This window comes from Burkholderia sp. b14, assembly GCF_900156195.1.
Lineage (GTDB): Bacteria > Pseudomonadota > Gammaproteobacteria > Burkholderiales > Burkholderiaceae > Mycetohabitans.
Genome location: NZ_FTPJ01000003.1, coordinates 638813 through 651494 on the forward strand (window position 1 = coordinate 638813; position 12682 = coordinate 651494).

Consider the following 12682-nt stretch of genomic DNA (forward strand, 5'->3'; position numbering starts at 1 on the left):
CTCGGAAGCGAGTTTTGCGCAAACTTGACCCTGAACCAGGAGGTGGTTTGTCATGAAACGCAAGCGTTTTTCGATCGAACAAATTGTGGCTGTGCTCAAGCAAGCGGAACTGGGGATGCCGGTGGCGGACTTGATCCGCCAGATCGGCATTTGCGAGCAGACGTTCTATCGGTGGAAGAAGCAATACGCTGGGATGCAGTCGGACCAAGTGCGTGAGCTCAAGCAATTGCAGGATGAGAATGCACGGCTCAAGAAGCTCGTTGCTGAACGGAGCCTGGACAAGGCTATCTTACAAGATGTTACCTCAAAAAAGTGGCCCGGCCCGCGCTGAGGAGAACCGTAGTGGATTACGTGGTAAGCCACTACGGATTGACGATGAGGCGGGCCTGCCGGCTCGTAAAGCAACCGCGCAGCGTTCAATACTACCGCAGCGTCAAGGACCCTCGTGTTGAGCTTCGCGCGCGCATGCGCGAGATTGCCTACACACGCGTGCGCTACGGCTATCGGCGTGTCCACGTGCTATTGCGCCGCGAAGGCTGGCAGTTGGGCAAGAATCAGGCGTACCGGCTGTATTGCGAAGAACAGTTGCAGCTGCGCTCGAAGCTGCCGAAGCGACGAAAGATGGTGGTGACACGGGTGGCCAAGATCATGCCGGCCAAACCGAACGACGCCTGGAGTATGGATTTCGTGGCCGACCAGCTGGCTGATGGTTCAAAATTCCGAACCTTGACGATCGTGGATGTCTTCACGAAGGAAGCACTGGCCATCGAAGTCGGACAACGATTAAAAGGCGAACACGTAGTGTCAGCACTGAATCGAATCGCAGCCAGACGCGGCGCTCCACGGCACCTGTTCGTGGACAATGGCAGCGAATTTTCCGCACGTCTGCTTGATATGTGGGCATATCATCATCGCGCAAAAGTGCACTTTAGCCGGCCGGGTAAGCCGACGGACAATTGCCACATCGAGACGTTTAATGGATCATTCCGTGACGAGTGCTTGAACTTACATTGGTTCGAGACGTTGAGCGAAGCAAAAGCGATCGTCCAGGCGTGGCGCCGGGATTACAACGAGAGCCGTCCTCACTCTGCTCTCAAAGAGTTGGCGCCAGCTGAATTTGCCCGTCAGCTGGCGCTTTTGCCGGGTCCGGCTGGACCCGAAACGCCGGAAAACTCGCTCTAGATCTGGTCTAGAAAACCCAAGCGGATCAACAGGCAGGTCACTCCAAGATTGAAACGGTCCGAAGAAGTCAGGCAGGTCACATCGGGAATAAAGGATACGGAGTCGCCTTATGCCACACGACACCGTATCGACACCGCCATATCCGCCGCCCGCCTGCCTTACCCGAGCACGACGTGCCGCGCGGCCGCTCAGTGTGCGAACGGCACATGCCTGATTCGATCGCGACGCTGCGCTGGCGCATCGCTAGGTCAGTTCATAATCCCAGTTCGGTGGCGATGATGTTGCGTTGAATATCAGACGTTCCCGAATAGAGGAGGGATGCGATGGCGTCGCGCAGTCCTCTTTCAGTAGGGGTTTGAGCGAGGTAACCTTGTGCGCCGTAAATGCGCAGTGCGTCTAGCGAAAACTTCGTGTACGTCTCCGAGACGAACAGCTTTGCACAGGCCGCTTCCAGCGTGGCATCTTTGCCCGCATCCTTGAGCCGCCCTACCCGATAGACGAGTTCACACGCGGCATCGAGGTTGACTTTCATGTCGGCGAGGCGATGGGAGATGGCTTGATTCTTCCCAATGGGTTGGCCGAACTGGCGGCGGGTACGCGCGTGGGTAATGCATGCTTCAAGGCGGCGGCGCATGGCGCCCAACGTGGTGGCAAGAATGCAGCCACGTTCATATTCCATGGCACTTTCAAAGACCTTGACGCCTCGTCCTTCTCGTCCCAGTACGGCATCGGCCGAGACACGGCAGTCCTTGAGTGTGATCCGGCCCATCTGTGCAGTGCGCAGTCCCATCTTTTCCAAAGGCGGGCTCAGCTCCAGGCCCGGGTTGGTCGTCTCGACCAGGAACGCGGTGACGCCCAGTGGACCGAGCGTGGGGTCAAGGGTGGCGTAGAGGACGCATAGATCCGCGATAGGGGCGTTGGTGATGTAGGTTTTCGAGCCGTTGAGGACATAGCTGTCGCCGTCTCGTACCGCTTGGGTGCGCATGGAGAACACGTCTGAGCCTGCTTCGTCTTCCGTCGAGGCATTGGCCCCGATCAACGAGCCATCCATCAAGCCTGGCAAAAAGCGCGAGCGCTGTGCCGGTGTGCCGTGGATGGCCAGCGGCAGGGCCACGGTCCACAGGTGCGCGTTGAGCGAGAACAGCAGTCCCAAGTCTTCGCTGCCGTATCCCAGGCCGTCCATGACGGCAAGCAGGTCGGACAGCGGCGCGCCCGCTCCCCCGTACTCCTCGGGTAGGGCCATACTGAACAGGCCAAATTCTGCGCATCGGCGCCAGCCGTCCCGATGAAAAGTGTTGGTACGTTCGGCGGTTGCGATGTCTATACTGAGCTGGTCGCGGGCAAAACAGGCGGCATGCTCGCGCAGCGCGACTCGTCGTTCATCAGGCGGGTTTGGCATTGCACTGACGCTCCAAAAGTTGATAGTGGGTATTGCCCGTCGAGGTGCGGGGCAGATCAGGAAGGTAGCGGAATTGGTCGGGCACCATGTACTGTGCGAGTCGGTGGTAACAGAACCGACTCAAATCGGTGGGGCAGACCGGGATATCGCGAGTCACAGCCACGTGACGTGATGGGCACTGACGGCCGCTCTGGATCCACGATCGCCCGCTGGTGTGCATCCGGGTTGCACACGCTGGCCCCAGTCGGCTGCTTTCCCAGCGACGTGCGGCGCTATGCCACCGAGCAAGCTGTTCACCAGCAACTGTACCCAAGATGCGTCAACCATGAAGTCGGCGCGCTAATGGGCTTGACCAGCGAGCGCCGTCGTTCACCTGTGCGCCACGCTGGGCCGCATCTGACTTAAGCGCAAAAAAGAACCATTGAGCGCTGAACTGGCCAAGCGCTCTGCTCAACGAGGCAAGCACCCGAGCGCGGATCGCTTGCACACGGCGCGTCAGCCTAGCTTTTTGACATTCATGTGCGATTCACGGACATCGTTTCACTTTTTAGAGGGCTGTTCTCGTGGCATGTTGGAACTAGCATCTCCTATCGGCGCCACGAGTTCCAACACACTCCGGTGATGTGTAGCAAGGGTCTTGTCGAGTCGCCATTCGCGGTGTTGGACGCGCTCTTTCAGTTCGCCGTAGGCGCTGGCTACCTCTTCCGAGAGGGGTGTCAGTTCACCCAGTTCTGCTATGCGATCGACAGGCGTCTTGCCACCGAGTGATCCGTGCGGGCGGCGCCAGTGAACAGCGACAATCATCTTGGCCGACGCATTGACTCAGGTTTTTTGCTACCGAGCGGAGCCTGTTGCCTCATGTAATTTGTTACCCGTCAGAATGCTGGCGGGGACGACTGATGACGAGGCGGCTCAGCATGAGAACACGACGGGAATTGATAGAGGCGGTTGGTGAGCGGTACCGCCGTTCTGATCGGAGCGAGAAGCGCGCGATACTGGACGAGTTTGTCCAGGTGACGGGCTATCACCGTAAGCACGCCATCCGTGTGCTGTGTCGCGAGCCTGTGCCGCCCAGGACGAAGCCCAGCCCCCAGCGACGCTACGACGATCAGGTGCGGGCCGCGCTGATCACGCTCTGGGAGGCGGCCGATCGGATTTGCGGCAAACGACTGAAGGCGCTCATTCCAACGCTGACTGATGCGATGGCACGGCATGCTCACCTGAGGCTATCCAAGCGGGTTCGCCAACGGCTGAGCCAAATCAGCGCCGCTACCATTGATCGGCTGCTGCATGACGTGCGCGAACAGGCTTTCGCGGGTCAACGCCGACGCGCTGGTGGAGTGGGTAACGCCATTGGCCGTGCCGTGCCGATCCGCACCTTCGCTCACTGGGATAATCCGCCACCCGGCTATCTCGAGGTTGATTTCGTCGAGCATTGCGGTGGCACCAAGATCGACGGCGAGTTCGTGCATAGCTTCGTGATGACCGATATCGCGACCGGCTGGACCGAATGCCTGGCCATGCCCTATCGAAGCGGTGCGTTCGTTCTCGAGCACCTCAAACGGGTTAGCCGAGCATTGCCGTTTGCGCTGCGTGGTCTGGATTGCGATAACGATACCGCTTTCATGAATGAGGCCGTATTCGACTTGTGCAAGGCAACGGGCATCGAGCTGACACGCTCTCGTGCGTATAAGAAGAATGACCAGGCGTGGGTCGAACAAAAGAATGGGTCAGTCGTGCGCCGCCTCGTCGGGTATGGCCGGTTACGCGGACTTGAAGCCACGCAAACCCTTGCCTGCCTTTACGAGGTGCCACGTTTGTACATTAACTTCTTCCAGCCTTCATTTAAGCTGCAATCGAAGACACGTCATGGCGCGAGAGTCACGAAACGGTATGAAGCGCCGTTGACGCCGCTTGAGCGTGTGCTGCGCTCGGCGTCGGTGCCGCAGGCAACCAAACGCAGGCTACGTGCGCAGTTCCGAGCGCTCGACCCACTGGAGCTGTTGAGCCGCATGCGCGAAGCGCAACAGCGCGTCGCACAATGTAGTGAATCCGGCTTGGCGCCGACGCAGGCAACCACACCTGCTCGCGTTCCCCTCGCGGATTTCCTGGCGAGTCTTGGCACAGCGTGGCAGGAAGGCGAGGTAAGAGCGACACATCAGCGAAAGGCGCGCGTGCCTCACACTTGGCGCAGCCGAGAAGATCCATTCGAGCATACGTGGCCGACGATACAGCAATGGTTGGAAGCCGAACCGGGCATCACGGCCAAGAAGCTACATGAGCGTCTCGTCGCCATGGCGCCGACGATGTATTCCGGCGCGCAGCTGCGCACTGTGCAGCGCCGTGTGAAGGCATGGCGATCGAACCGCGCCAAAGAACTGGTAGCCAGAATACTGGGTGATGCCGATGCGATGAAGGCTGGCGCTGCTACGCAGCACCAGCCTTCATCGAAAAAAACCGGAGAGTGACAATTACCTGAGAGTAACATCATCCCATGAGGCAACACGGCGGCTTTTTTAGTTGATGCCAGACACTCTTCCCCACTTTGTGTGAAGTTTCACGTCACAAGTCAGCCCTAATTCAACACGCGAGTACGAAGCAGTTGGAAGCCGGCACGGCCATACATTTGGCACTTGAGGAACTTGAGCCGATTGACATGGCCTTCAACGATGCCGTTGCTGTAGGGCGTGAGTAGGGCAGCGTGTACGGCATCGTAGTCGTGGCCAATGCCCGCTGCAAACCGCTGCATTTCTGGTACACCGCTGGCCTGGGCTTGACGCAGCCAGCTTGCCAACGCTTGATGTGCGCGGCGCTTGACCATGTCAGTGAACTAGAGCGACAGCCGCCGGATTGTTGCTATCTGGGGATTTTGCTCGGCGAGTCGTTGAACCAAGCGCTGGACGTGCCGCTTATCGTCGTTGGTGAGCGCGGCCGTGCCCCGACCCATTAACCAGCAGCCTACGCGGCGAGTGGAAGGCACCGCTCGTGACACAGCAGTACGCAGCTGCTGCGTGATTTCACCCGGCTTGTCGCCAAGGTTGAAGGGCTTGGCGTACGATGCCGCAACCGCCGTTGAACCCTTGTCTGACGATTTCCCGATACAACCTCGCCGCGTTTTGGCAGCCTTCACGCCAGCGCTGGGCAAGATACGCTCGATAGGGATCCAACTTGCTGGCGGCTGGCAGCCGTTGCGCCCGCTCAGGGAACCCACCGGCGTTGATCCAATGGCGCACCGTACGCCGGTCCAATGCTGTAAGGCGCGCAATCGCCCGGATTGCCATTCCGCTTTGATGATGGTGCATGACCGATTCATAGTGTGCGAGCCGCGCTTCTCGCCGCTGCGCTTGTTGCTCCTTTGCGCGCGATGTTGTTGCCACGCCGGGCGCATTCGATTCGATCGCCGGCAATGCGACAGAAGCGTGCTCGTGGTTGAGTGAGCGTGCAACTTCGCGGATAGGCCGCTGGCAGCGGCTCAGCGCGCGCTCAATAGCATCGCCAAGATTCTTTAATAGATGCCATCGGTCGGCCACTTGTATTGCCTGCGGCGCGCCACGGGTGATGCCTTCGGCGTAAACCCCAGCGCGATCGCGCGATACGATGCGGATTGCGCGGTTTCCTGTTAGCCAGTTCGCCACCGAGGTCGCATCACGATTGGGCAACCGATCCAATGGGCGCCGTTGCTCGAGATCGACCAGTAGGGTGCCATAGCGATGAGCGCGCTTGAATGCCCAGTCATCGACGCCAATGATGGTAGGGGGTGATGTCGTCGCGACGTGCTTTTGGCCGTTGCGTTTAAGCAAACGGAGTATCGTTTCGCCGCTGATCGAAATGCCCAGCCGCTGCGCCAGGCGCGCACCCGCGGCGCCACTGAGCGCCAAGCCCACATGCCACAGCACCGTCTGTGCTCGGGCTGTGCGACGCTGCTGACGTGCGCCGAATGGCGCTGGGCATTGGGCGAATGTTTGCCGGCGGCATATTGTATTATCGCAACGAAAGCGCCGCACCTGGATTTCCAGTGTGACGCGATGGCCGCTACACGGCAGGTCTTCAACGCGTCGTCGGTACCCTCCGTGTATCCGGGAACTGGTCGCTCCACACGCCGTGCAGTGCGCAACGAGCCCTTGATGTTTTAGTGCAATGATGAGCCGATGGCCGATCATCACCCACCCGACAATGCGCATGCCGGAAGCGGGCAACAGGCGTTGAAGAAAGGAAAAATCCATGCCGATTATCCGAGTGATGCGATACCGGCTTGATCGTCATTGTCACCTGCAGGTTCACACAAAGTGGGGAAGAGCCATTTTTACTTTGCGCGCAACAGCCCGGCACCGGACGGCTATAACGTTTGGGCTGCGCTGGTCGCCTGGGTCGAACCAATGGCGTCACACGCGCCTGGCACAAGATCTTATGAAGGGTCGCGAGGGATAGTTCTCTTTGCTCATGCAATCGCAGCTCATTCTGGATCCGCCTGGATCCACCGCGCGCCTTTATGCTCGGCACGCAATCGGAGGATCGTTGCTCAATCGGTCTCAGAAACCTTCTGGTTTGGACTTCGGTGTGGACGGCGGCTTTGGGATTGGAGACTGGCTTCGCCGGCTTCCTGATAGCGGCGTAGCCATTAGCGAAGTGTCGGGGACGTATCCGTAATTCTGTGTGTGAGGCGTGTTGAAACTCACAGTCCGATGTTGAAGCGCTCGGGGTAGAGCAGCGCGAACTGCGTCATTGCGCTTTTCCAATCATGTCGGGAACCGGTCCATTTGGCAATGACATTGCGCAGCGCCAGCCAGACCAGCTTGAGCGCGGCTTCGTCGCTGGGGAAGTGGCCGCGTGCCTTGATGATCTTGCGCAGCTGCATGTGCAACGACTCAATCGAATTCGTTGTGTAGATGATCTTGCCAATGTCCGGCGCAAAGGCAAAGAAGGGAGTGACCTGCTCCCACGCACGCCGCCACAGGGCGGCGATCGGCGGATATTTGTACCCCCACGGGCCCTCGTCGAACGCTTGGAGCGCCAGCGCCGCGGCTTCGGCCGACGGCGCCCGATACACTTCTTTGAGTTCGGCGGCGACTTGCTTGCGCTCTTTCCAACTCGCAAAATCCAGCGAATTGCGAATCAAATGAACGATGCAGGTTTGCACTGTCGTCTCGGGAAACACAGTGTTATTGATCCGCAATGCTTGAACTTGAAACTAGGAAAACCGCCCCTACGTGAAATAGATGGAAAAACGAGACATGAGAGCGCTTCCCCGCGAGGCGCGTGAAGAACGGCGCCGGCAGGTGATCGGGCTGCGTGAGCGTGGTTGGAGCTACGAGGAAATCGCCAACCATACGAACCTGTCGCGCACGGGCGTGTTCGATATTTGCAAACGCTATGCGCGAGAAGGCACGGCGGCTCTGTGCGATAAACCGAGTGGGCGCTCGGTAAATCGAGCTCGTGCCTTGAATGAGCAGCAGGAAGTGCAAATTCGCGTACTGCTGAGCGAGCAGATGCCGGACCAGATGAAGATGCCCTTCGCGCTGTGGAACCGGCACGCTGTGCGAGAACTGATCCGGCAGCGGTTCGGTTTGATGCTGACATTGCAGGGCGTCGGTCTGTATCTGGCACGCTGGGGCTTCACGCCGCAAAAGCCGATCAAGCGGGCCTACGAGCAGCGAGCGGAAGCAGTACAGACGTGGTTGAACGAGACGTACCCCAACATTGCACGCCGGGCAAAAGCCGAAGGCGCGCAAATCCAGTGGGGCGATGAGACGGGCTTGCGTTCGGACGATGTGCGCGGCCGCTCCTATGCACCTATCGGCAAGACGCCTGAGCGGCGTGTAATGAGTCGGCGCGAAGGTTTGTCGGTGATCTCGAGCGTGACGAACCGGGGCCAGGTGCGCTGGAAGGTGTTCGAAGGTGCGATGAACGCCGAGATTCTGATCGACTTTCTGAGGCGGCTGATTCAAGACATGGGCAGCAAGAAGGTGTTTCTGATTCTGGACAACCTGAAAGTTCACCACGCCAAGCCGATCAAGGCTTGGCTGGCCGAGCACATCAATGAAATCGAGGTGTTCTACCTGCCCTCGTACAGCCCGGAGCTGAATCCTGATGAGATGCTCAATGCCGACCTGAAGGCCAGTATCACCCGGCAGGCTGTGGCGCGAACCAAGGGACATCTCAAGTGTGCGATTCACAGACATCGTTTCAACTAAAATGAGGCGATGGACCGAGAGATTGCCGCGCGATTACGTTGGGTGCACATGTATCACGAGGCCGGCGTTGCCGGCCTCGTGTGCGCGCGGTGCGGCATCTCTCGACCGACACTTCGCAAATGGCTACGCCGCTATCAGCAAGCCGGCGAAGCCAGTCTCCAATCCCAAAGCCGCCGTCCACACCGAAGTCCAAACCAGAAGGTTTCTGAGAGCGATCGAGCAACGATCCTCCGACTGCGTGCCGAGCACAAAGGCGCGCGGCGGATCCAAAATGAGCTGCGATTGCATGAGCAAAGAGAACTATCCCTCGCGACCCTTCATAAGATCTTGTGCCAGGCGCGTGTGACGCCATTGGTTCGACCCAGGCGACCAGCGCAGCCCAAACGTTATAGCCGTCCAGTTCCGGGAGATTGCGTCCAGATGGACACGATGAAGATTGCGCGGGGCCTCTATCAGTACACAGCCGTCGACGATTGTTCTCGCTTTCGCGTACTAGCGGTCTATTCGCGCAGAAATGCACGTAATACGTTGCTTTTTCTTGATCGCGTCATCGAGGAAATGCCGTTTCCGATTCAACGTATCCAGACGGATCGGGGCAGCGAGTTCTTCGCCGAGTCAGTGCAGCGGTGCCTGATGAGTGAGTGCATCAAATTCCGACCGATCCCACCACGCTTGCCACACCTCAATGGCAAGGTCGAGCGTTCGCAACTCACTGACTTGAACGAATTCTGGCCCCGTCATGGCCTGAGCGAAGGCATGATCGAGGAGCAAATTGAACAGTGGCAATTCGACTATAACTGGCGCCGCCCGCACGGATCACTCGGTGGCAAGACGCCCGTCGATCGCATAGCAGAACTGGGCGAACTGACACCTCTCTCGGAAGAGGTAGCCGGTGCCTACGACGAACTGAAAGAGCACGTCCAACACCGCGAATGGCGACTCGACAAGACCCTTGCTAAACTGTATTAGCCGGAACTTGATCTGACAGATAGTCGAGCCGATAGAAAAGAAGCGGTCAATGTGGAATGAGTTTCTCCTTGGCAAGTGCTAGTGAATCGAGGAAGGTGCGCATGGGCGTCTTGCCATAACACCATCGCCCCTGATGCTCACGTTCATTGTTGTACTGATCGAGCCATGCATCAAGATCGGTTTGTAAGGCGTCGATCGATTCGTAGATCTTCTTGCGGAACACCACCCGATAGAACTCGTTGAGCATGGTTTTGTGCAACCGTTCGACGATGCCGTTGGTCTGCGGCGACTTGGCCTTGGTGCGGGTATGGTCGATGTCTTCTACGGCCAAATACAGCTCATATTCGTGATGCTCGGGGTTGCCACAGTATTCGGTGCCACGATCCGTGAGCACGCGCAGCAGCGGGATACCGAAACTGTCGAAGAATGGGACAACACGATCATTGAGTAAGTCAGCCGCCGGCAGCGGTGTCTTGCGATCATAGAGCTTGGCCAATGCCACCTTCGAATAGGTGTCGACAAAGGTTTGTTGATAAACACGACCTACGCCTTTGAGGCTACCGACATAGAATGTATCCTGCGCGCCACAGTAGCCTGGACATTCAGACTCGAACTCGCCGTGGGCCTCTTTTTCCTGTTTGGCGCGCTCCAGCGCGACCAACTGGGCCTCGGTCAGCACCAGCCCGTCCTGAGCGGATTTGGCTTCCAGCGCCTTTAGACGCTTGTTCATGGTCTGCAGATCGTGACGCAGCCAGATGCTGCGAACGCCCTGAGGCGAGACCTTTAACGCATGGCGCTTGAGCACTTCATTGGCGATGCGGATCTGACCATAAGCGGGCAGTTCCAGGGCCAGTTCAACTACGGCCGCCTCGATCTGCGGATCCACGCGGTTTTTGGGCAGCGGGCGGCGGTGGGAGATTTCCTGCAGCGCCGCTTCGCCGCCTTTATCGTACAGTTCCTTGAATCGGTAGAAGCTGTCGCGTGAGTAACCCATCACGCGGCAAGCTTGGCTGACGTTGCCCAGTTGCCGGGCCAGTTCGAGCATGCCGACTTTGGCACGGATGACCTTCTGTTCCTGAGTCATGGTGGACTCCTTGCTGTTCGTGGCGTGCGTTGCCGCTACGGACTACGCCCTGCGCGGCAACGCACGCCAGCATGAAAAACCAACCACTGTCAGTTTTAGTCTAGTTCACTGCAGCTAAACATCATTGGCGCGTGTTGGAACTCGTGGCTCCGATAGCAGAGGCAAGTTCCAACACGCCACGAAAACGGCCCTCTAAAAAGTGAAACGATGTCTGTGAATCGCACATCTCAAGAAAGCTGCCATCAGTCATTTACGCCGTCTTCAGAAATCGCCACAAAGAGTCGCTCGCTATTTCATGCATAAGACAATTCGCTACGCAGCCTGATTCAAGATCATTTGTTTCTTATCAATAATCGCCTCGGGAAAACCCTTCAGGCCGTCAACTACGGCGATCAGGATGTCCTGCACACCGCGCAGCTTGAGCTCGTTGACCACGCGCAGCCAGAACTTGGCGCCCTCAGTGTGCTCGATCCAAAGCCCGAGCACATCGCGTGTGCCGTCGCGGCGCACGCCAAGTGCGAGATAAATCGCCTTATTCTTCACCGTCCCTTCGTCGCGCACCTTCACGCGCAGAGCATCAAAGAACACGACTGGATACATCGCTTCAAGGGGCCGTTGCTGCCACTGGCGTACCTCGTCGATTACGGCGTCCGTGACCGTGCTGACAAAGTCAGGCGAGACTTCGATGCCGTACATCTGCTGCAAAAAACCCTGGATTTCGCGCACAGTCATACCGCGTGCATACATCGCGATGATCTTGTCGTCAAATCCAGTAAAACGCCGTTCGCCTTTGGCGATGAGCACCGGGTCGAATGTCCCGTTGCGATCGCGTGGAATATTCAATTCCAGCAGGTCATCGTCGGTCGTGATCCGCTTGCGGCTACTGCCGTTGCGATGGTTTTCGCTTTCCTCAAGCTTGGCTTGGCCTTTCTCGTAGCCCAGGTGATGCGTCAGCTCTGCGCCCAGGGCCCGTTCGAAGATCGCTTTCTTGAGCGCGGCAAACTGCTCGTTGATCATTGTTCGCTCGTTGCCGGCCTCGTGATACAGGTGCACCCAACGTAATCGCGCGACGATCTCTCGGTCCATCGCCTCATTTTAGTTGAAACGATGTCTGTGAATCGCACATATCAAGGCACGCGGCCACTTCCCCAGCGACGAAGCCGCGCTCAAGCTGGTCTGGCTGGCGCTGCGCAATGTCATTGCCAAATGGACCGGTTCCCGACATGATTGGAAAAGCGCAATGACGCAGTTCGCGCTGCTCTACCCCGAGCGCTTCAACATCGGACTGTGAGTTTCAACACGCCTCACACACAGAATTACGGATACGTCCTCTGGAGTCGCATAAAATATATACTTCGGCCTGCTTTCACCTCCTGCCGGCAACATCCCATGCGCCTGCTTCAAAAATTTATGGGCCCGCTGATTCCGTTCGCCTGGCGAGCCATTCTGCACTTGCAGACTTGCCTGTATTGCCAACTCTTCACTCGCCTGCTCGGCGCTCAAACCGTAGCGCTTCGCATACACCGCTTCACGATCACTGATCCACTTCCTTTTCTGCGGATGCAACTGCAGATTGAAGCGATCTCGGTAAACCGGCATACGTCGGGTTCGTCGCTACTGCTTACCGTCCGGCATAGATTCACCGGCTTCCCCCGCTCGCCTCAACGCACGCAGTTCCTTGAAGAATTGGTAGGTAATTGCCGCAAAGAAAGTTAAATATGCAGGCAAACCTATAAGCATTGGACGCCAGCCCCCTCCTTTCGCGATAGAGATGGCAAGGATAAAAACCGGCAATGCACAAGCAGCCAGATAAGCTATTGCGGCACGGCGATACAAGCTGAATCGTCGAGACATATC

General features: G+C 57.9%; 8 protein-coding genes and 6 pseudogenes. 5 read left to right on the top strand and 9 right to left on the bottom strand.

All coding sequences use genetic code 11. From position 1 onward, the window contains the following. The first annotated feature begins 52 nt into the window (after positions 1-52). A protein-coding gene (locus B0B13_RS07320; RefSeq protein WP_370643208.1) for an IS3 family transposase occupies positions 53-1182 on the top strand; the annotation gives its coding sequence in 2 pieces (ribosomal slippage) (positions 53-314 and positions 314-1182; 1131 coding nt in all). A gap of 253 nt (positions 1183-1435) precedes the next feature. On the opposite strand, the gene B0B13_RS07325 is transcribed toward B0B13_RS07320, so the two are convergent. Both B0B13_RS07325 and B0B13_RS19200 read right to left on the bottom strand, forming a co-directional pair. Next, a complete protein-coding gene (locus B0B13_RS07325) occupies positions 1436-2581 on the bottom strand; it encodes an acyl-CoA dehydrogenase family protein (RefSeq protein ID WP_076795399.1) in 1146 nt (381 codons plus the stop codon). 540 nt (positions 2582-3121) lie between these two features. Then, positions 3122-3370 (bottom strand): annotated as a pseudogene (locus B0B13_RS19200) (IS481 family transposase); the annotation flags it as partial. A gap of 128 nt (positions 3371-3498) precedes the next feature. Between B0B13_RS19200 and B0B13_RS07335 the strand changes: the two are divergent. Beyond that, on the top strand, positions 3499-5049 hold the full coding sequence (locus tag B0B13_RS07335) for an integrase catalytic domain-containing protein (RefSeq protein WP_237574117.1): 1551 nt from the start codon (positions 3499-3501) through the stop codon (positions 5047-5049). Positions 5050-5156: 107 nt separating this feature from the next. Here the strand turns inward: B0B13_RS07335 and B0B13_RS07340 are convergent, their stop codons facing one another. The 4 genes and pseudogenes from B0B13_RS07340 to B0B13_RS07365 all read right to left on the bottom strand — a co-directional run. Then, positions 5157-5402, bottom strand: a complete 246-nt coding sequence (locus B0B13_RS07340; protein WP_076795404.1) for a transposase — start codon at positions 5400-5402, stop codon at positions 5157-5159. A gap of 196 nt (positions 5403-5598) precedes the next feature. Then, positions 5599-6762, bottom strand: a complete 1164-nt coding sequence (locus tag B0B13_RS17840; RefSeq protein WP_338909953.1) for an ISL3 family transposase — start codon at positions 6760-6762, stop codon at positions 5599-5601. A gap of 139 nt (positions 6763-6901) precedes the next feature. Continuing rightward, positions 6902-7199, bottom strand: a pseudogene (locus tag B0B13_RS19205) (helix-turn-helix domain-containing protein); the annotation flags it as partial. A gap of 54 nt (positions 7200-7253) precedes the next feature. After that, a pseudogene (locus B0B13_RS07365) lies at positions 7254-7736 on the bottom strand (transposase); the annotation flags it as partial. A 61-nt stretch (positions 7737-7797) separates the two neighbouring features. Here B0B13_RS07365 and B0B13_RS07370 point away from each other — a divergent pair. Continuing rightward, positions 7798-8760 (top strand): annotated as a pseudogene (locus tag B0B13_RS07370) (IS630 family transposase); the annotation flags it as partial. 21 nt (positions 8761-8781) lie between these two features. After that, positions 8782-9741 carry an IS481 family transposase gene (locus B0B13_RS07375; RefSeq protein ID WP_076795409.1) on the top strand — a complete coding sequence of 320 codons (960 nt, stop codon included), beginning with the start codon at positions 8782-8784 and terminating at the stop codon, positions 9739-9741. A 46-nt stretch (positions 9742-9787) separates the two neighbouring features. Here B0B13_RS07375 and B0B13_RS07380 read toward each other — a convergent pair whose 3' ends face one another. Next, complete coding sequence (locus B0B13_RS07380) at positions 9788-10825, bottom strand: IS481 family transposase (protein ID WP_076793855.1); 1038 nt, start codon at positions 10823-10825, stop codon at positions 9788-9790. 351 nt (positions 10826-11176) lie between these two features. Further along, positions 11177-11839: pseudogene (locus tag B0B13_RS07385) on the bottom strand (IS256 family transposase); the annotation flags it as partial. Between the two features lie 112 nt (positions 11840-11951). Here B0B13_RS07385 and B0B13_RS17845 point away from each other — a divergent pair. Continuing rightward, positions 11952-12116, top strand: a pseudogene (locus B0B13_RS17845) (IS256 family transposase); the annotation flags it as partial. 323 nt (positions 12117-12439) lie between these two features. On the opposite strand, the gene B0B13_RS07400 reads toward B0B13_RS17845, so the two are convergent. Further along, positions 12440-12679, bottom strand: a complete 240-nt coding sequence (locus tag B0B13_RS07400; RefSeq protein ID WP_076797206.1) for a hypothetical protein — start codon at positions 12677-12679, stop codon at positions 12440-12442. Positions 12680-12682: the final 3 nt, after the last annotated feature.